This window comes from Geobacillus sp. E263 (genome assembly GCF_007197795.1).
GTDB classification, from domain to species: domain Bacteria; phylum Bacillota; class Bacilli; order Bacillales; family Anoxybacillaceae; genus Parageobacillus_B; species Parageobacillus_B toebii.
Genome location: NZ_CP041632.1, coordinates 825,785 through 845,727 on the forward strand (window position 1 = coordinate 825,785; position 19,943 = coordinate 845,727).

At 41.7% G+C, this 19,943-nt stretch carries 17 protein-coding genes, 1 tRNA gene, 1 pseudogene and 1 other annotated feature; all 19 genes and pseudogenes read left to right on the forward strand.

Annotated features, from left to right (window positions below; genetic code table 11):
• The first annotated feature begins 211 nt into the window (after positions 1–211).
• The 19 genes and pseudogenes from FNL97_RS04210 to clpX all read left to right on the forward strand — a co-directional run bounded on the left by FNL97_RS04210 (position 212) and on the right by clpX (position 19,918).
• Entirely contained in the window at positions 212–436 is a 225-nt protein-coding gene (locus tag FNL97_RS04210; RefSeq protein ID WP_003248783.1) for a helix-turn-helix domain-containing protein, read from the forward strand.
• A 221-nt stretch (positions 437–657) separates the two neighbouring features.
• Positions 658–1,138, forward strand: a pseudogene (locus FNL97_RS18300) (MarR family winged helix-turn-helix transcriptional regulator).
• A complete protein-coding gene (gene racE, locus FNL97_RS04220) occupies positions 1,093–1,887 on the forward strand; it encodes a glutamate racemase (RefSeq protein ID WP_062677864.1) in 795 nt (264 codons plus the stop codon). The pseudogene FNL97_RS18300 and the gene racE overlap by 46 nt, the downstream one beginning before the upstream one ends.
• Positions 1,888–1,990: 103 nt before the next feature.
• Positions 1,991–3,067 (forward strand): GerMN domain-containing protein, encoded by a 1,077-nt coding sequence (locus tag FNL97_RS04225; protein WP_015864707.1) that lies wholly within the window; start codon positions 1,991–1,993, stop codon positions 3,065–3,067.
• 125 nt (positions 3,068–3,192) lie between these two features.
• A complete protein-coding gene (rph, locus tag FNL97_RS04230) occupies positions 3,193–3,960 on the forward strand; it encodes a ribonuclease PH (RefSeq protein WP_015864706.1) in 768 nt (255 codons plus the stop codon).
• The gene (locus FNL97_RS04235; RefSeq protein ID WP_062677865.1) at positions 3,960–4,565 is read left to right on the forward strand and encodes an XTP/dITP diphosphatase; all 606 of its coding nucleotides are present in this window, start codon (positions 3,960–3,962) and stop codon (positions 4,563–4,565) included. The genes rph and FNL97_RS04235 overlap by 1 nt, the downstream gene beginning before the upstream one ends.
• A gap of 6 nt (positions 4,566–4,571) precedes the next feature.
• Complete coding sequence (locus FNL97_RS04240; RefSeq protein ID WP_062677866.1) at positions 4,572–5,081, forward strand: metallophosphoesterase family protein; 510 nt, start codon at positions 4,572–4,574, stop codon at positions 5,079–5,081.
• Positions 5,082–6,259: 1,178 nt separating this feature from the next.
• Positions 6,260–6,333: transfer RNA gene (locus FNL97_RS04245), tRNA-Arg, on the forward strand.
• A gap of 260 nt (positions 6,334–6,593) precedes the next feature.
• Positions 6,594–7,493, forward strand: coding sequence for a branched-chain-amino-acid transaminase (ilvE, locus tag FNL97_RS04250; protein ID WP_143415101.1), 900 nt, complete (start codon positions 6,594–6,596; stop codon positions 7,491–7,493).
• A gap of 23 nt (positions 7,494–7,516) precedes the next feature.
• Positions 7,517–7,786 (forward strand) — a binding site (T-box leader).
• Positions 7,787–7,860: 74 nt separating this feature from the next.
• Positions 7,861–9,594 (forward strand): acetolactate synthase large subunit, encoded by a 1,734-nt coding sequence (gene ilvB / locus FNL97_RS04260; protein ID WP_015864702.1) that lies wholly within the window; start codon positions 7,861–7,863, stop codon positions 9,592–9,594.
• Entirely contained in the window at positions 9,573–10,091 is a 519-nt protein-coding gene (ilvN, locus tag FNL97_RS04265; RefSeq protein WP_041269720.1) for an acetolactate synthase small subunit, read from the forward strand. Before ilvB ends, ilvN begins: the two co-directional genes overlap by 22 nt.
• Before the next feature lie 28 nt (positions 10,092–10,119).
• Complete coding sequence (gene ilvC / locus FNL97_RS04270) at positions 10,120–11,145, forward strand: ketol-acid reductoisomerase (protein ID WP_015864700.1); 1,026 nt, start codon at positions 10,120–10,122, stop codon at positions 11,143–11,145.
• The gene (locus FNL97_RS04275; RefSeq protein ID WP_015864699.1) at positions 11,132–12,679 is read left to right on the forward strand and encodes a 2-isopropylmalate synthase; all 1,548 of its coding nucleotides are present in this window, start codon (positions 11,132–11,134) and stop codon (positions 12,677–12,679) included. Before ilvC ends, FNL97_RS04275 begins: the two co-directional genes overlap by 14 nt.
• 20 nt (positions 12,680–12,699) lie before the next feature.
• Entirely contained in the window at positions 12,700–13,815 is a 1,116-nt protein-coding gene (gene leuB / locus FNL97_RS04280; protein WP_062677872.1) for a 3-isopropylmalate dehydrogenase, read from the forward strand.
• Positions 13,816–13,834: 19 nt separating this feature from the next.
• A complete protein-coding gene (gene leuC / locus FNL97_RS04285) occupies positions 13,835–15,250 on the forward strand; it encodes a 3-isopropylmalate dehydratase large subunit (RefSeq protein WP_062677873.1) in 1,416 nt (471 codons plus the stop codon).
• Between the two features lie 12 nt (positions 15,251–15,262).
• Complete coding sequence (leuD, locus tag FNL97_RS04290) at positions 15,263–15,856, forward strand: 3-isopropylmalate dehydratase small subunit (protein ID WP_015864696.1); 594 nt, start codon at positions 15,263–15,265, stop codon at positions 15,854–15,856.
• Between the two features lie 125 nt (positions 15,857–15,981).
• Positions 15,982–16,962: a tetratricopeptide repeat protein gene (locus FNL97_RS04295; RefSeq protein ID WP_205729483.1), complete on the forward strand. Its 981-nt coding sequence runs from the start codon at positions 15,982–15,984 to the stop codon at positions 16,960–16,962.
• A gap of 179 nt (positions 16,963–17,141) precedes the next feature.
• Positions 17,142–18,428 (forward strand): trigger factor, encoded by a 1,287-nt coding sequence (tig, locus tag FNL97_RS04300; RefSeq protein WP_015864694.1) that lies wholly within the window; start codon positions 17,142–17,144, stop codon positions 18,426–18,428.
• Positions 18,429–18,652: 224 nt separating this feature from the next.
• Positions 18,653–19,918, forward strand: coding sequence for an ATP-dependent protease ATP-binding subunit ClpX (gene clpX / locus FNL97_RS04305; protein ID WP_015864693.1), 1,266 nt, complete (start codon positions 18,653–18,655; stop codon positions 19,916–19,918).
• Positions 19,919–19,943 lie beyond the last annotated feature (25 nt).

Here is a 19,943-nt window from a genome sequence, read left to right on the forward strand (position 1 = left end):
TTTACCTTCTTTCAAAAAGCGTTCCTTGGAGCGATGAGATGAGACAAATGCTCCAACAGTCCCAAGCAGCGGCAATTGTTTAGAAAAAATACCTATTTTTCTATTAGATAAGCGAAATTCCGTCACCGTAACCCCTTCTTTCACATACTATATGGTGAATAATACCCATCCGGCAGTTCAGGTCTAGTGAAAGCAAGGAGGGTTACAATACTTGAAGGATAAATCATTTCAACCAAAGCCGTTGCTAACGAAAAGAGAGAGAGAAGTATTTGAATTATTAGTTCAAGATAAGACGACGAAAGAAATTGCCAGAGAACTGTTTATTAGTGAAAAAACGGTTCGCAACCACATTTCGAACGCAATGCAAAAACTTGGGGTAAAGGGGCGATCCCAAGCAGTTATTGAATTGCTTCGAATGGGAGAACTTGAACTATAAGAAATGCCGGCTCACCTTATTTTAAGGTAGCCGGTTTGTTATATTTTAAAGATGAAATTTAGTTTTAAAAATAAAAACGATTTACTCATTGATTATGTGGCAAAGTGGAGTAAAATGGAATATATCAAACATTGTCGAATAAAATAAAAAGTTGTAATTTTTGTTGCATTTTTGTAGAAAAACATTAAAAATAATAAATGCACCGTTGTAGAGGAGATTGTATGTCTTTTGTTGAAAAGACTGTTGCAGAGCTAGATCGATATATTGCCGCAAATTTAAAACAACGAGACCGTGAAATTTTAGCGTAGTATCCAATCACACCGCCGCAATTCGCCACACTAAAATAGCTATTGGAAGAAGAGGACTTGATGATCGGCGAATTATTGAACAAAATGTATCTGGCATGTAGCACAACATATTTAGTAGACAGAATGGAAAAATACGGGCTCGTTGCTAGAGTAAAAGATCGGCACGACTGACGAGTTGTACGCATTCGTCTTCTCGAAAAAGGGAAACGAATGGTCGAAGAAGTGATAAAAAGCGTCAACATGATTTGGTACAAGTGTTGCAAAATTTTTCTAATCAAGAAATTGTCTTTTTAGAAAATACTTACGAAAACTACATCAAGAAATGAAAAAAAGAATGAGGCGGATCAATTGGAAAGAGCAATTGGTGTTATTGACTCAGGAGTTGGTGGATTAACTGTTGCAAAAGAAATTATGCGACAGTTACCAAAAGAACGGATTGTTTATCTTGGGGATACAGCTCGTTGCCCATATGGGCCACGCCCTAAAGAGGAAATTCGTCAATTTACATGGGAAATGACGAATTATTTATTGCGGTATAATATTAAAATGCTTGTTATTGCTTGTAATACGGCAACAGCTGTCGTATTAGACGAAATTCGGGAACAGCTCGATATTCCGGTATTAGGAGTGATACATCCTGGAGCTCGCGCGGCGTTAAAAGCGACGAAAAACGGGCATATCGGTGTGATTGGTACAATTGGTACAGTAAAAAGCGGTGCGTATGAAAAGGCGCTAAAATCCATTAACCATCGAGTTCGTGTAGAAAGTTTAGCATGTCCAAAGTTTGTCCCGCTTGTAGAGAGCGGAAACTTCGAAGGAGAGGAAGCGAGAAAGATAGTCGCTGAATCGCTTGAACCGTTTAAATCGAGCAATATGGATGTCCTTATTTTAGGATGCACTCACTATCCTTTGTTAAGTCCTCTTATTAAAGAATATATGGGAAAACGCGTAAAACTAATTTGTTCCGGTGATGAAACCGCACGTGAAGTTAGTGCGATTTTGCATCATAGCCATCTTCTTTATACAGGGCAACGAGAGGCAGAACATTTATTCTTTACGACAGGATCAAAGGAGCTATTCCAAAAAATTGCTTCCAAATGGTTTGGAAAGCCAATTGAAAATGTTCAAACGATTGAATTATAAAAAAATCCTTTAGCGTAAAAGCTAAAGGATTTTTTTATTCTATTTTCAAAAAAGGCTCGTATACATAGATAGTAGTACAAACTATGAGTAGGAGGGAAAATTCATGTTTCATCGAGGAACGTGGAAACTAGCTGCATCCGTTGTTACATCGCTGTTATTACTTAGTGGTTGTGGGTTATTTGGAAAGGATGAAGCTGTTAAAGAAATTGACCCGCCACAGGATGTGAGCTATTTAAAAGATGGGCAATCATTACAAGAAACAACTGGAAAACAAGGGGGAGAAAAAGACGAGAAAAAAGCAACCGAAACAGTAAAACGCGAGCTTTACTTAATTGATAAAAATGGATTTGTCGTGCCGCAGACCGTAGAACTGCCGAAGACAGATGCTGTGGCAAAGCAAGTGCTCGAATATTTGGTGGAAGATGGCCCTGTTTCGGAATTGTTGCCAAACGGGTTTCGCGCTGTATTGCCAGCAGATACAAGGGTATTAGGAGTGAAGCTGGAGAAAGATGGCACCATTATTGCTGATTTCTCACCAGAATTTGCAAATTATAAACCAGAAGATGAAAAGAGAATTTTGCAAGCCATTACATGGACGCTGACACAGTTTGATAATGTGAAAAGAGTAAAAATTCGCATTAACGGTTATGATCAAGATGTCATGCCAGTCAATAAAACACCTATTCAAGACGGTGTCAGCCGCGCTGATGGAATTAATATTGATGCCAAAGGTGTTGCGGATATTACAAATACTCACCCAGTTACCGTTTATTTTGTCGCGCAACAAGGAAACGATACGTACTACGTTCCAGTAACGCGCCGCGTGTCTAATAAAGAAAAAGATGATATTGTCGCTGCGGTTAACGAATTAATTAAAGGACCAAGCTATGGCAGCGGTCTTGTAAGTGAGTTTCAGCCAGATACTCAGTTAGTTGGAAAACCAAAATATGAAGATGGAAAAGTGACATTAAACTTTAACGAAGCCATTTACGGCAGCAATAAGAAAAATGTCATTTCGGATCATGTATTAAATTCGCTTGTTCTCTCACTAACGGAGCAAAAGGGAATCGAGAGTGTCTCTATTATGGTAAATGGAAAAGCAAATCTTGTTAGAGAAGATGGAAAACCGTTATCCGAACCAGTGGCAAGACCAGAAAAAGTGAATACAGAAAGCTTTTAAGCGATTATTTTCGAAAATGACAATGCAACAACAGAGTAGCTAGCAGTTTGATGCGATATTATGATATAAAAAAGAGGTAGACGGTGTGCTACCTCTTTCTGTTTATGTAAAGGAGGATTTTTATTATGAGGATAGATGGCAGAGAAAACAAACAGCTGCGTCCTGTACATATGGAGAAACATTTTATTAAACATGCAGAAGGGTCGGTATTCATTACAGTTGGTGATACGAAAGTGATTTGCACAGCAAGCATCGATGACAAAGTGCCGCCGTTTATGCGTGGCGGCGGAAAAGGATGGATTACTGCGGAATATGCGATGCTGCCGAGAGCGACAGAACAGCGAAATGTGAGGGAATCTAGCAAAGGAAAATTATCAGGGCGAACAATGGAAATCCAACGTCTTATCGGAAGAGCGCTTCGTTCTGTCGTTAATTTGGACAAGTTAGGCGAGAAGACGGTATGGATTGATTGTGATGTGATTCAAGCGGACGGAGGAACGCGGACAGCGTCGATTACAGGAGCGTATGTAGCGATGGTGTTAGCATTCGCGAAATTGATGGAAGAAAAGAAACTCGATGAACTTCCTGTGAATGATTTTCTAGCTGCTACATCTGTTGGGATCGATCCAGAGCACGGAATTATTCTTGATTTAAACTATGCGGAAGACGCGCGGGCAGAAGTCGATATGAACATTGTGATGACAGGAGCTGGCCGCTTTGTGGAAATTCAAGGAACAGGAGAAGAAGCGACATTTTCGCGAGAACAATTAAATGAATTGCTAGATACAGCAGAAGTAGGGATTCGACAGCTTATCGACATTCAACGGAAAACGTTAGGAGAACTTGCAATGCAAATTGATATAAAGAGAAGCGAGGAAAGTGGGGATACATGATGAAACAAGTCATTATCGCGACGAAAAACGTTGGAAAGGCGCGAGAGTTTCAAGAACTCCTTGAAAAAAAAGGAATAGAAGTAAAATCGCTTCTAGATTTTCCGAATTGCCCAGATGTTGAGGAAACGGGAAGCACGTTTGCTGAAAACGCGGTATTAAAAGCGGAAGCGATGGCCCATTATTTTCATGCGATCGTGATCGCCGACGACTCCGGCCTATCGATTGACGCTTTAGATGGAAGACCAGGTGTATATTCCGCCCGATACGCTGGAGAAGAAAAGAACGATCAAAAAAACATTGCCAAAGTATTGGAAGAGTTGAAAGGAGTTCCTTTTGAAAAGCGAACGGCGCGTTTCCATTGCGCGCTTGCTGTCGCGGCTCCAGGGCGCCGCACAACCGTCGTTGAGGGAACGTGTGAAGGATACATTACAGAAGTGCCAAAGGGTGAAAACGGATTTGGGTATGATCCAATTTTTTATGTTCCGCAAAAAGGAAAAACGATGGCGGAATTATCCAAAGAAGAGAAAAATCAAATCAGCCATCGAGCAAAAGCGTTAGCGAAATTAGAAAAGCAGTGGGATGAAATCATTAACGATAAGGAGTAAAGAAACATGAAAGTGTTAATTGTTAGTGATAGCCATGGATTAACGAATGAACTAGAAGAAATCGTGGCGCGTCATCATCATGAAGCAAATGCGCTGATTCATTGCGGAGATTCTGAATTGCCTTTTGATCAAAAAGAAATTGCCCGTTTTTTGGTAGTGCGCGGAAATTGTGATTTCACCACGCAATTTCCTAATGAACGAACCGAAGAAATTGAAGGGGTTCGCTTTTTCATTACTCACGGTCACCTCTATAATGTGAAAACGTCGCTGATGAATCTTTACTATCGTGCGAAAGAAGTAGAGGCAAAAGTGGTATGTTTTGGTCATTCTCATATCGCTGGTGCTGAGATGATCGATGGTATTTTATTTATTAATCCGGGAAGCATTTTGTTGCCGAGAGCGCGGAAAGAAAAAACATACGCATTATTGCAAATAGAAGACGGAAAAGCAACGGTTCAATTTTATGAACTCGATGGAAAAGAAGTGGCATCACTTACGAAAACATTTACCCTATGAGCGAGATTTTTCTCGCTCTTTTTTATCTTGACTTTATCGAAAAGCTTTTCTATAATATAGACTGTCTTTGGAAAACGAGCAACACTCCCATGAATCAACTGCGAGTTGTCTCGACGCACTAAGCTTCCTTGAATCAGCTGGTAGAGGAAGAGACAGGATATCAAGGATGAAAATGTGAAATTGAATAGTGTGAAATACATGTCCCAGTAGCTCAGCGACGAGCCATACTTCCATGAAACAGCTGCGAGTTGTCTCGACGCACTAAGCTTCCTTGAATCAGCTGGTAGAGGAAGAGACAGGATATCAAGGATGAAAATGTGAAATTGAATAGTGTGAAATACATGTCCCAGTAGCTCAGCGACGAGCCACACTTCCATGAAACAGCTGCGAGTTGTCTCGACGCACTAAGCTTCCTTGAATCAGCTGGTAGAGGAAGAGACAGGATATCAAGGATGAAAATGTGAAATTGAATAGTGTGAAATACATGTCCCAGTAGCTCAGCGACGAGCCATACTTCCATGAAACAGCTGCGAGTTGTCTCGACGCACTAAGCTTCCTTGAATCAGCTGGTAGAGGAAGAGACAACGAAAATAAAATATAACGTGAATATTGCCATGTCCCAGTAGCTCAGCGACGAGCCATACTTCCATGAAACAGCTGCGAGTTGTCTCGACGCACTAAGCTTCCTTGAATCAGCTGGTAGAGGAAGAGACAGGATATCAAGGATGAAAATGTGAAATTAATATAGTGTGAAATACATGTCCCAGTAGCTCAGCGACGAGCCACACTTCCATGAAACAGCTGCGAGTTGTCTCGACGCACTAAGCTTCCTTGAATCAGCTGGTAGAGGAAGAGACAACGAAAATAAAATATAACGTGAATATTGCCATGTCCCAGTAGCTCAGCGACGAGCCATACTTCCATGAAACAGCTGCGAGTTGTCTCGACGCACTAAGCTTCCTTGAATCAGCTGGTAGAGGAAGAGACAGGATATCAAGGATGAAAATGTGAAATTAATATAGTGTGAAATACATGTCCCAGTAGCTCAGCGACGAGCCACACTTCCATGAAACAGCTGCGAGTTGTCTCGACGCACTAAGCTTCCTTGAATCAGCTGGTAGAGGAAGAGACAGGATATCAAGGATGAAAATGTGAAATTAATATAGTGTGAAATATATGTCCCAGTAGCTCAGCTGGATAGAGCAGCGGCCTTCTAAGCCGTCGGTCGGGAGTTCGAATCTCTCCTGGGACGCTAAAACCTCCTTTTCCGTTGTGGAAAAGGAGGTTTTTTATTGGGCAACGAAAAAATTTTTTTAACATGAAAATTCATTGATTCTATCAATATGTAAGCGTATACAAATAGTTTAATCAATCTAAATATTCAAAAAATAGTATTGACTCTCTTTTGTTTTAGGATTATTATAATTTTCAAATAAATCAAACGCATGAACAATAACAGCAATGATCAATACAAACGAGAGACTGTACCTACCAGGGAAGAGGGGAACAAAATTGAGTGAACAATGGATTTTTTTAAACGGTGAATTTGTGACAAAAGAAAATGCGAAAATCTCGGTATACGATCATGGTTTTTTATACGGCGATGGCGTATTTGAAGGGATTCGTGTCTATAGCGGCAACGTGTTTCGATTAAAAGAGCATATAGATCGTCTCTACAATTCAGCAAAATCGATTTTATTAACGATTCCTTATACAAAAGAAGAGATGACAAATTATGTTATTGAAACGATACGAAAAAATCAATATCAAGATGCATATATTCGTCTTGTTGTTTCACGCGGAGTCGGCGATTTAGGGCTTGATCCGTATAAATGCGAAAAGCCGCAAGTCGTTATTATTGTTGAGCCGTTAGCGCTTTTCCCTAAACATTTATATGAAACCGGGATTGAAGTGGTGACGGTTGCCACTCGAAGAAATCGTTCTGATGTCCTTAGCCCAAAAGTAAAGTCACTCAACTATTTAAATAACGTTCTTGTCAAAATTGAGGCACATCTCGCTAACGTAAGCGAGGCGTTGATTTTAAATGATCAAGGATATGTAGCCGAAGGATCGGGAGATAACGTCTTTATTATTAAAGACGAGGTAATATATACACCGCCTGGATATGTAGGAGCGCTGGAAGGAATTACGCGTCAAGCTATTATCGAAATTGCTCAAGAACTTGGGTATGTCGTAAAAGAAGAGCCGTTTACGCGCCACGATGTTTATGTTGCCGATGAAGTTTTTTTAACTGGAACAGCTGCTGAAGTGATTGCAGTGGTGAAGGTGGATGGACGCGTGATCGGTGAAGGCGTGCCAGGAAAGCATACAAAACGGCTGCTTGAAGAGTTTAGACGCCGTGTTGTTTCTGAAGGAGTAAAAGTATATCAAACCAACGCAAGTGTTAGATAATGCACAATGAAAGTTTTATATATGTGAAAGCGTTGACGAGGATAAGTAGTCAGCGGGGACAGCATCCACAGAGAGCCGGGGGAGCTGGGAACCGGTGATGCTGCCGCTTGACGAACTCACCTCTGAGCGCCAGCCTGAACGTCATATGGCTAGTAGGGTTGGACGGGTGGAGAACAATTGCTTCACTCGTTACTAAAAAGAGCGGTTGGCTGATTTGCCAATCGCTCATGAGGTGGTCGTAATGGCCACGAAGAAGGGTGGTACCGCGAAAAGTGAACCTTTTCGCCCCTTTGACCGAACCAAAGTAGGTCATTGTGGGTGAAAAGGTTTTTTTCATAGCGATGAAAAATGCGAGGGAGGATGGATGATGGCAAGGATGAAAGTAGAGGAAAAAACGTCCGAAAAAACGAAAATGAGCGGAGCGCTAATGTTAATTGAGGCGTTAAAGGCGGAAAAGGTAGAAGTTATTTTTGGATATCCGGGTGGAGCGGTGTTGCCGCTTTACGACAAGTTATATCAATCAGGAGTGTTTCACGTATTAACGCGGCATGAGCAAGGGGCCATTCATGCCGCAGAAGGATATGCGCGTATTTCTGGAAAGCCGGGCGTTGTGATCGCAACATCAGGGCCTGGAGCGACAAACATTGTGACAGGTTTAACAGATGCAATGATGGATTCGCTGCCGATCGTCGTATTTACAGGTCAAGTTGCAACGAGCGTCATCGGTTCAGATGCGTTTCAAGAAGCGGATGTTCTCGGAATTACGATGCCAATTACGAAACATAATTATCAAGTTCGTGATATAAGCGAGCTTCCGAAAATTATTAAAGAAGCGTTTCATATTGCCACAACAGGAAGACCTGGTCCTGTATTAATCGATATCCCAAAAGACATTACCATAGCGGAAGGAGAATTTGATTACGAACAAGAGGTTCATTTGCCAGGGTATCAACCGACCACTCACCCAAACCATTTGCAAATTCGCCGCCTTGTAGAAACGGTTAGCCAATCGAAAAGACCTGTCATTTTAGCGGGAGCAGGCGTATTACATGCGAACGCTTCAAATGAACTACGGCAATATGCTGAACAACAAAATATTCCAGTTGTTCATACGTTATTAGGCTTAGGCGGATTTCCAGCCGATCACCCATTATTTTTAGGAATGGCTGGCATGCACGGTACGTATACAGCAAACATGGCGCTATATGAATGTGATTTACTCATTAATATTGGGGCAAGATTCGATGATCGTGTTACAGGAAATTTAAAATACTTTGCACCAAAGGCAACGGTGGCACACATTGATATTGATCCGGCGGAAATCGGCAAAAATGTGCCTACGAAAATTCCGATTGTCAGCGATGCGAAAGCGGCCTTGCAAGAATTAATTCATCAGCAAGGAAAGCCAGCGGACACAAGCGCATGGCTTGCCCAGTTAAACGAATGGAAACGGCAATTTCCTCTTTATTACGAAGACGATGAACAAACGATTAAGCCGCAAAAGCTGGTGGAAATGATTTATGAATTAACGAACGGAGAAGCCATTATTACTACCGACGTTGGCCAGCATCAAATGTGGGCGGCGCAATATTACAAGTTTAATAGACCGCATCGCTGGGTTACTTCCGGCGGGCTTGGAACGATGGGATTCGGCCTCCCGGCGGCGATCGGAGCGCAGCTTGCGGATAGAAATGCTGCGGTCGTTTCCATTGTTGGTGATGGTGGCTTCCAAATGACATTCCAAGAGTTGTCTGTCATCCAAGAGCTTCAATTGCCGATTAAAGTGGTTATTGTGAATAACCAAGCGCTTGGTATGGTTCGTCAATGGCAGGAACTTTTCTACGAAAAACGATATTCCCATTCTCTCATTCCAAATCAGCCGGATTTTGTAAAACTAGCAGAAGCATACAATATTCCAGGCTTCCAGGCAAAAACGGAGGCGGAAGCGATGGAGGTACTAAAGAAAGCATTTGCGATCGACGGTCCGGTTTTACTTGATTTCCATGTAAAAGCGGATGAAAACGTCTATCCAATGGTTGCACCTGGAAAAGGATTACATGAAATGGTGGGGGTGAAACCGTGCGGCGAATTATCACAATGACAGTCAATAACCGTCCAGGCGTTCTCAACCGAATTACCGGGTTATTTACGAAACGGCATTATAACATTGAAAGCATCACAGTAGGACATACAGAAGTAGAAGGAGTTTCCCGAATGACATTTGTCGTCAATGTTGAAGATGAGCGGACGGCCGAGCAAATTATTAAACAGTTAAACAAGCAGATTGATGTGCTGAAAGTAAATGATATTACCGACCAAGCGATTGTTGCGCGGGAACTGGCGCTGGTGAAAGTATCCGTGACACCGGCGCTCCGCCAAGAGATCTATACGCTTATTGAGCCATTCCGCGCTTCGATTGTCGATGTAAGCAAAGATAGTCTTGTTATTCAAGTAACAGGCGAATCCGAAAAAGTAGAAGCGCTCATTGAGTTATTGCGGCCTTACGGAATTAAAGAAGTGGCGAGAACAGGCACAACAGCGTTTACACGCGGCTCGCAAAAAACAGCCGCTACACATAAAACTGCTTTCATTATCTAAAAGACTATGAGAAAAGGAGAGATGGATAATGGCAAAAGTTTACTATAACGGAGATGCAAATGAAAAATACTTACAATCAAAAACGGTGGCAATTATCGGTTACGGTTCACAAGGCCATGCACATGCACAAAACCTTCGCGACAGCGGCGTGAACGTTATTGTTGGGCTTCGTAAAGGAAAATCATGGGAACAAGCGGAAAAAGACGGTTTTGCCGTATATAGTGTTCGCGAAGCAACCAAACAAGCGGATATCGTCATGGTTCTTCTTCCAGATGAAAAACAACCAAATGTATATAAAGAAGAAATCGAACCAGAGCTTCAGCCAGGAAACGCATTAGTATTTGCCCATGGGTTTAATATCCACTTTAATCAGATTGTTCCTCCTGAACATGTCGATGTATTTTTAGTTGCACCGAAAGGTCCGGGGCATTTAGTGCGCCGCACGTATACAGAAGGAGCTGGCGTTCCTGCATTAATTGCAGTGTATCAAGATGTAACAGGGGAAGCAAAACAAACAGCGCTCGCGTATGCAAAAGCGATCGGTGCGACAAGAGCGGGAGTGCTGGAAACGACATTTAAAGAAGAAACAGAAACAGACTTATTCGGCGAACAAGCTGTATTATGCGGAGGATTAACATCGCTTATTAAAGCAGGATTTGAAACGCTTGTCGAAGCAGGGTATCAGCCGGAAGTAGCCTATTTCGAATGTTTGCATGAAATGAAGCTGATCGTTGATCTTCTGTATGAAGGCGGTCTTTCTTGGATGCGTCATTCGATTTCCGATACGGCGCAATGGGGAGATTTCATTTCTGGACCGCGCATTATCAATGACGCGGTGAAAGCAGAGATGAAAAAGGTTCTTCATGATATTCAAACAGGAAAATTTGCAAAAGGCTGGATTTTGGAAAACCAAGCAAACCGTCCGGAGTTTAATGCGATCAACCGCCGCGAAAATGAACACCTCATTGAGATTGTCGGCCGCGAATTGCGCAGCATGATGCCATTTGTGAAAGAAAAACAGAAAGAAGTGGTGGTCTCCAGTGCGAAAAATTAATATTTTTGATACGACGTTGCGCGACGGTGAACAGTCTGCTGGAATCAATTTGAATTTACAAGAAAAACTTGAAATTGCCCGCCAGCTTGAACGGCTCGGTGTAGATATTATTGAAGCAGGCTTTCCTGCCTCATCGAAAGGAGATTTCCAAGCGGTAAAACAAATTGCCGAAACGATCAAAACATGCTCTGTTACCGGGCTTGCTCGCTCGGTACAGAGCGATATTGACGCCGCATGGGAGGCGTTAAAAGGAGGAGCAGAGCCTCGTCTCCATTTATTCATCGCCACATCTCCGATCCATATGAAGTATAAATTGCAAATGACGCCGGAACAAGTCATTGAAACAGCGGTAGAGTCGGTCAAATATGCAAAACGCTATTTTCCAATTGTCCAATGGTCAGCGGAAGACGCCTGCCGCAGCGAACTTCCATTTTTGGCCAAGATTATTACAGAAGTGATTAAAGCGGGGGCGACGGTCATTAATATCCCAGATACAGTAGGGTATATTACCCCGAAAGAGTACGGGAATATTTTCACATTTTTAAGCAACAATGTTCCGAATATTGAAAAAGTTTCTCTTTCTGCCCATTGCCATGACGATTTAGGAATGGCGGTTGCAAATTCACTGGCAGCAATTGAGCATGGCGCAACACAAATCGAAGGGACGATTAACGGAATCGGCGAACGCGCGGGAAATGCGGCATTGGAAGAAATTGCTGTCGCGCTTTACATTCGCAAAGATTATTATCAGGCAGAAACACGCCTTAACCTTCAAGAAATTAAGCGAACGAGCAATTTAGTAAGCAAATTGACAGGTGTGGTTATTCCGCCAAACAAAGCGGTCATTGGCAAAAATGCCTTCGCTCATGAGTCAGGAATCCATCAAGATGGTGTATTAAAAGAAAAAACAACGTATGAAATTATTTCACCAGAACTTGTTGGTGTTCAATCAAACTCCATGGTGCTTGGAAAACATTCGGGACGGCATGCGCTGCGCAATCGTGTTGAAGAGCTTGGATACACATTATCAGATGAAGAAGTTAATAAATTATTTGTTCGATTTAAAGAGTTGGCAGATAAGAAAAAAGACATTACCGATGATGATTTAGTCGCGCTTATTTTTGAAGAAAAATTTGATCACTTTAAAGATTTTTATCAGTTATCCTCGCTTCAAGTTCAGTATGGCACAAACCAAATTCCGACCGCTGTTGTCGTCTTAAAAGACGGACAAGGAAATGAGATTCAAGAAGCGGCAACGGGAGCGGGAAGCGTCGAAGCATTGTATAACACGTTAGAGCGTTGCTTTAAGACATCTGTTACTCTTCTTGATTACCGTATTGAATCCGTGAGCGGTGGTCGTGACGCGCTTGCGCAAGTTTTCGTGAAAGTGCGTGTCAATGATATAGAAACTAGCGGTCGCGGTACGGCGCAGGACGTGCTGGAAGCATCCGCAAAAGCGTATATTAATGCAGTCAACCGCGTGTTTATGATTGAAACGATGCGTGCTGAGAATCAAAAAGTAGCGATGCAATAAAATCAATGGAGGGAAACAGCATGGGAAGTTATCGGATTGCCGTATTGCCGGGTGATGGAATCGGAAAAGAAGTGACGAGGGGAGCTGTTGAAATTCTAAAAACAATCGAAACCCGTTTTGGACATCAGTTTGAGTTCGAATTCGGGCTTATTGGTGGAGCGGCGATTGACCAAAAAGGTACGCCGCTCCCAGATGAAACGCTTGCCATCTGTCATGAAAGTGATGCGATATTGCTTGGGGCAGTCGGTGGTCCGAAATGGGATCGAAACCCTGCACATTTGCGTCCGGAAAAAGGGTTATTGCAAATTCGTAAAGAGATGAATTTGTTTGCCAATTTACGGCCAGTAAAGTTTTACGACAGTTTAATGGATTCGTCACCGCTGAAGAAGGAAGTGATTCAAGGTGTCGATTTGTTAATCGTTCGTGAATTAACAGGAGGACTATATTTTGGGAAACCGAGCGGACGAATGGTAGAAAACGGAGAAGAAAAAGCAGTAGATACGCTTCTATATAAAAAAGAAGAAATTAAGCGGATTGTGAAAGCAGCGTTTGAACTTGCGCGTAAACGGAAGAAAAAAGTGACATCTGTTGATAAGGCGAATGTGCTCGAATCAAGCAGAATGTGGCGGGAAATTGCTGAAGAAGTGGCGCAAGAGTTTCCTGATGTAACGCTTGAGCATATGCTTGTCGATAATGCGGCAATGCAGCTAATTCGCTCTCCGCAACAATTTGATGTCATTGTTACGGAAAACATGTTTGGCGACATTTTAAGTGATGAAGCTTCGATGTTGACCGGTTCGCTCGGGATGTTGCCATCCGCAAGTTTATCGACATCAGGGCCTAGTTTGTATGAGCCAATTCACGGTTCTGCGCCTGATATTGCGGGTCAAAATAAAGCAAATCCGATTGCAACGATTTTATCAGCGGCAATGATGCTTCGATTATCCTTTGGGCTTTCGGAAGAGGCAGATGCAATTGAAAAAGCGGTTCAGCAAGTATTGGCAGCTGGATTGCGAACAGCAGATATTGCACAAAAAGGACAACGAGTCGTTTCCACTGATGAAATGGTAAACGAAATTAAAGCGACGATTTTAGATAATGAAGCAATTTTCCATATTATGACTGTTTACTCATGAAAAATGAGAGGTGAAAGCAGTGAAACCGAAAACGATTATTGAAAAGATTTGGGAAAATCATGTCGTATATCGCGAAGATGGAAAACCAGATTTGCTCTATATCGACTTACATTTAGTGCACGAAGTCACCTCTCCGCAAGCGTTTGAAGGATTGCGGCAAAAGGGGCGGAAAGTGCGCCGCCCAGATTTAACATTTGCGACGATGGATCATAATGTTCCAACAGTAAACCGTTTTGTGATTGAGGACGAAGTGGCAAGAAATCAAATTGCCGCGTTGGAACGAAACTGTCGGGAATTTTCGATTCCGCTAGCTGATTTGCGTAGTGAAGAACAAGGAATTGTTCATGTGATTGGCCCAGAGCTTGGTTTAACACAACCTGGAAAAACGATTGTTTGCGGGGACAGCCATACGTCGACACATGGAGCATTTGGGGCGCTTGCGTTTGGAATCGGAACGAGCGAAGTGGAACATGTGCTTGCGACACAAACGTTATGGCAGCATAAACCAAAAACGCTGCAAATTCGCATTAACGGAAAATTAGGGGAAGGAGTTACCGCCAAAGACGTCATTTTGGCCATTATCGGCCGCTACGGGGTTGATGTTGGAACAGGATATATTATCGAATTTACTGGAGAAGTCATTCGTAACATGTCGATGGAAGAGAGAATGACGATTTGCAACATGTCGATTGAAGCAGGCGCACGTGCTGGTTTAGTAAGTCCAGATGAAACGACGTTTGCTTATTTGCGAGGGCGCAAATATGCGCCGAAGGGAGAAGAGTTTGAAAAAGCGGTAGAACGCTGGCGGGCTCTTGCGACAGATGAAGGCGCGGAATACGATAAAACGATTGAAATAGATGCGTCGACCATTGCCCCAATGGTGACATGGGGGACGAACCCATCGATGAGCACATCGATCGAAGGAACAGTGCCGTATCCAGAGGATTTTTCAAGCGAAACGGAACAAAAGGCAGTACGACGCGCTTTGGAATATATGGGATTAAAACCTGGCACTCCGATTACAGAAATTCCAGTGCAGCACGTTTTCATCGGTTCCTGTACGAACTCTCGTATTAGCGACTTGCGTGAAGCCGCGAAAATTGTCAAAGGAAAGAAAGTGGCAAAAGGTGTGCGTGCGCTTGTTGTCCCTGGATCGCAACAAGTGAAAAAACAAGCGGAAGAAGAAGGATTAGCACAAATTTTTATCGATGCGGGATTCGAATGGCGTGATTCCGGCTGCAGCGCATGTTTAGGAATGAATCCAGACATTATACCGGAAGGAGAACATTGCGCTTCCACATCGAATCGAAATTTTGAGGGACGACAAGGAAAAGGGGCAAGAACGCACTTAGTTAGCCCGGCGATGGCTGCCGCTGCTGCAATTTATGGGCATTTTGTTGATGTTCGACAATTGCAGAAAGAACCGGTCCATTAAGGGGGGAAACGAATGAAGCCATTTACTGTTCATAAAGGGAAAGTAGCGGGCATCGACCGCGCCAACATCGATACAGACCAAATTATTCCAAAACAGTTTTTAAAGAGAATCGAGCGTACGGGGTTTGGGAAGTTTCTGTTTTACGACTGGCGCTATATCGATGGAGAAAAACCAAATCCGGATTTTGAATTAAATCGACCTGAAAATGAAGGGGCAACCATTCTTGTCGCTAACGAAAATTTTGGCTGTGGATCATCGCGCGAACATGCCCCATGGGCCCTGCAAGATTACGGATTTCAAGCGATTATTGCCCCATCATTTGCAGATATTTTTTATAACAACTGCCTAAAAAATGGATTATTGCCAATTCGTTTAGCTAAGCAAGATGTCGAATATTTATTGAGAGAAAGCACGAAAGCAGATTATGAATTAACAATTTCTCTAGAAGATCAACGGGTGTATGATGATAGCGGATTTGAGCGGACGTTCGACATTGATCCATACCGAAAACAACTGCTTTTAAAAGGTTGGGATGAAATCGATTTAACGTTCGTTTATGAACCGTATATTGCAGAGTATGAAAAAAAACATTGCCCAATGTCGTAAGTGGAAAAAAAGCCGTTTCCGCCTCAAAATGCTGGAACGGCTTTTTCTTTTTTCTGCTTATTTTGCTTGTATTTTGGAGGAAAAATTGTTACACTTGTGTAAAAATTTTATTGGGGCGGGCGAACATGGAGCGAAAAAATAAAAATATTATTTTGTTTCCTCGTGTCAAAGAACGCCTTGTTGAAGAGGGAATGGAAGCACTGCAGGCAAAGCGGTACGATGAAGCGCTTCATTTTTTCCATGAAGCAGAACAGCTTGGTGAGAATAGTTTCCATGTAGCACTTAGCATTGCCGTTTGTCACTGCGAATTAGGTGATTTTCTTGAGGCTGAACGCCGTTTACGCATGTTGCTTCAAGAACATAGAGACGATATCGAACTTTTGCAAATGTATGTATCTATTTTGATGCAAATGCAACGATATGAGCAAGCAGAAATGGTGATACGTGATGCGTTGCACCGCCGCCATCTTTCTCCTTCGATGCGGGAGCAACTGTTGCGTCTGCTTCATTTCAATCAAAAAATGAGCAAAACTGCTTTGCCGCTTGCTGAACAAGATAGCATTCAGCAGCTGTTTGAGTCGGACGATATTACCGAGCATATGAAAGTGATCAAGCAGTTAGAAAATGAAGATATTGCTCCTGTTCTTTCCATTTTAAAACAATATTTAATGAACGAATCAAAAAACCCAATAACCAAAACAATGATTTTACGTTTGCTTACGTTAAAAAATGTAACCGATGTTGTCACAATCGAAAAGTTTGGAGAAAGAATGGAAGTAATACCGGCAAATCTAAACGAACAGGCACAAACGGCGTTTGCATTACACGTGTTATGGCAGTTAGAGAATACGTTAGCAAGCGAAAATCCAAGCTTATATGAAGTAGCTGTAGATATTTGGCTTCGTTATACGTACATTCTTTACCCGTTTTCACCAAAACCGGCTACATGTGAAGATTGGATTGCAGCGCTTCATTTCATTGCCTGTCAATTTCAAGGAATACCAGCGGCTTTAGAGAAAATTTCCCGCATGTATCATGTTCATGCCGAAAACATGGATTTTCTTTGCAAAAAGCTTTATGAAGTAGAGAAATTTTCCTATTTTTAATCATCTTATTCGTATTGAAACATCATTGTTGTATGTTATAATATAATGGTTGTATTGCGTATATGTTTTATACTTTTTATTACATATATGAGAATAATAAAAAGATAATGAAAAATGGAATCGTTTCATTATCTTCATCCTTAAATTATAATGAATGATTTTTAAGTGGAGGGAATATTATGTCAGTAAAATGGGAAAAGCTTGAAGGTAATGAAGGCGTTCTTACTGTTGAAGTGGACGCGGAAAAAGTAAATGAAGGATTGGATGCGGCGTTTAAAAAGGTAGTGAAAAACATTGCTATTCCAGGATTCCGCAAAGGAAAAGTACCGCGCGTCATTTTTGAAAAACGCTTTGGAGTAGAAGCGTTATATCAAGATGCACTTGATATTTTATTGCCAGAAGCTTATGCAAAAGCAGTAGAAGAAGCAGGAATCGAACCAGTAGATGTTCCAAAAATCGATATTGAACAAATGGAAAAAGGAAAAAGCCTTATTTTTACAGCAAAAGTTACCGTAAAACCAGAAGTAAAACTTGGGCAATATAAAGGATTAGAAGTGGAAAAAATGGATGATACTGTCACAGATGAAGATGTGGAAAACGAATTAAAACGTCTTCAAGAAAACTACGCGGAGCTTGTTGTAAAAGAAGACGGCAAAGTTGAAAACGGCGATACAGCAGTGATCGATTTCGAAGGTTTTGTTGACGGCGAGCCATTTGAAGGCGGAAAAGCGGAAAATTACTCGCTTGAAATCGGTTCAGGCACATTCATTCCAGGATTTGAAGATCAATTGATCGGCATGCAAGCAGGAGAAGAAAAAGAAATTGAAGTGACATTCCCTGAAGAATACCACGCAAAAGAATTAGCGGGCAAACCTGCGACATTCAAAGTAAAAGTACATGAAATAAAAGAAAAACGCCTTCCAGCATTAGATGATGAATTCGCAAAAGATGTAGACGATGAAGTGGAAACATTAGAACAATTAAAAGACAAAATCCGCAAAAGACTTGAAGAAATGAAAAAGAATGAAGCGGAAGCAGCACTTCGTGACGCGGTTGTTGAAAAAGCGGCAGAAAACGCGGAAATTGATATTCCAGAAGTAATGGTGAAAAACGAAACAGACCGCATGTTGCGTGAATTTGATCAACGTTTGCAAATGCAGGGACTTAATCTTGAGCTTTATTATCAATTCTCGGGCCAAGATGAAGCAGCATTGCGTGAACAAATGAAAGAAGATGCGGAAAAACGCGTTCGTGTTGCCTTAACAATAGAAGCGATTGCAAAGGCAGAAAATATTGAAGTAACAGAAGAAGAAATAAATGAAGAACTAGAAAAAATGGCGAAAGCATATAATTTAGAAGTGGAAAAACTAAAAGAGCTATTAGGAAATCTTGATGGTGTAAAAGAAGATTTGAAATGGCGGAAAACGATCGATTTCCTTGTAGAAAATAGCAAAGTTGCGGCATAATATATAAAGAGCAAGGCGCGAATGTTCGTGCCTTGTTCTTTCATACAAAAAATGAAGCGTGATAAAAAATTTTCTAATTTTTCTAACACATTACAATTTTTTTATTAGCTTTTCGGAGATCATTTATGATAAAATGACCAATACATACGTTTTGTCGTTGAAGTTTTGCGAGGAAAATAAAATACATATGAAGTTGTGCGATTTCGTGGCAAGGGGTGAAGTTGATGTTTAAATTTAATGATGAAAAAGGACAGTTAAAGTGTTCGTTTTGCGGAAAAACGCAAGACCAAGTCCGCAAGCTTGTTGCTGGTCCCGGTGTATACATATGTGATGAATGCATCGAGCTATGCACGGAGATCGTGGAAGAAGAGTTAGGAAACGAAGAGGAATTTGAATTTAAAGATATTCCAAAACCAAAAGAAATTCGGGAAATTTTAGATGAATATGTCATCGGCCAAGATGAAGCGAAAAAATCGTTAGCGGTTGCGGTTTATAATCATTATAAGCGGATTAATTCTGGCAGTAAAATCGATGATGTAGAATTATCGAAAAGCAATATTTTAATGATTGGACCGACGGGAAGCGGAAAAACGCTGCTGGCGCAAACATTAGCCCGCATTTTAAACGTGCCGTTTGCGATTGCGGATGCAACATCGCTTACGGAAGCTGGATACGTTGGTGAAGATGTAGAAAACATTTTGCTCAAGCTTATTCAGGCAGCCGACTATGATGTGGAACGGGCTGAAAAAGGAATTATTTATATCGATGAAATCGATAAAATCGCCCGCAAATCGGAAAACCCATCCATTACGCGCGATGTATCTGGTGAAGGAGTGCAACAGGCGTTATTAAAAATTTTAGAAGGAACGATTGCCAGCGTTCCGCCTCAAGGTGGCCGCAAGCATCCACATCAAGAATTTATCCAAATTGACACAACGAACATTTTATTTATTTGTGGCGGTGCGTTTGATGGGCTCGAACCGATTATTAAGCGCCGCTTAGGAAAAAAAGTAATCGGGTTCGGCGCCGATATTCAGCAGTCGGATGTAGATGAAAAGAATTTATTGTCAAAAGTGCTTCCGGAAGATTTATTAAAGTTTGGACTTATCCCAGAGTTTGTCGGTCGTCTTCCGGTCATTACGACTTTGGAGCCGCTTGATGAGCAAGCACTTGTCGATATATTAACAAAGCCGAAAAATGCGATTGTAAAACAATATCAAAAAATGCTTGAACTTGATGGGGTGGAGCTTGAATTTGAAGAAGAAGCGCTGCGGGAAATTGCGAAAAAAGCAATTGAACGAAAAACTGGAGCGCGCGGTCTTCGCTCGATTATTGAAGGAATTATGCTCGATGTCATGTTCGAGCTGCCATCTCGTGAAGATGTGCAAAAATGTATTATTACCGTAGAGACGGTTCGTGGCAATAAACCGCCAAAACTGATTCGCCACGACGGAACCGTGATAGAACAAGAGAGAAAAACATCAGCGTAATGTTTGTAAAACTGCCTTAGTCATA

Bases quoted from the DNA above. Each gene is read 5' to 3' on its own strand.
- clpX (WP_015864693.1), top strand. From the start codon at position 18,653: ATGTTTAAATTTAATGATGAAAAAGGACAGTTAAAGTGTTCGTTTTGC.
- rph (WP_015864706.1), top strand. From the start codon at position 3,193: ATGAGGATAGATGGCAGAGAAAACAAACAGCTGCGTCCTGTACATATG.
- FNL97_RS04235 (WP_062677865.1), top strand. From the start codon at position 3,960: ATGAAACAAGTCATTATCGCGACGAAAAACGTTGGAAAGGCGCGAGAG.
- FNL97_RS04225 (WP_015864707.1), top strand. From the start codon at position 1,991: ATGTTTCATCGAGGAACGTGGAAACTAGCTGCATCCGTTGTTACATCG.
- leuB (WP_062677872.1), top strand. From the start codon at position 12,700: ATGGGAAGTTATCGGATTGCCGTATTGCCGGGTGATGGAATCGGAAAA.
- leuD (WP_015864696.1), top strand. From the start codon at position 15,263: ATGAAGCCATTTACTGTTCATAAAGGGAAAGTAGCGGGCATCGACCGC.
- tig (WP_015864694.1), top strand. From the start codon at position 17,142: ATGTCAGTAAAATGGGAAAAGCTTGAAGGTAATGAAGGCGTTCTTACT.
- FNL97_RS04295 (WP_205729483.1), top strand. From the start codon at position 15,982: ATGGAGCGAAAAAATAAAAATATTATTTTGTTTCCTCGTGTCAAAGAA.
- ilvC (WP_015864700.1), top strand. From the start codon at position 10,120: ATGGCAAAAGTTTACTATAACGGAGATGCAAATGAAAAATACTTACAA.
- ilvB (WP_015864702.1), top strand. From the start codon at position 7,861: ATGGCAAGGATGAAAGTAGAGGAAAAAACGTCCGAAAAAACGAAAATG.
- FNL97_RS04240 (WP_062677866.1), top strand. From the start codon at position 4,572: ATGAAAGTGTTAATTGTTAGTGATAGCCATGGATTAACGAATGAACTA.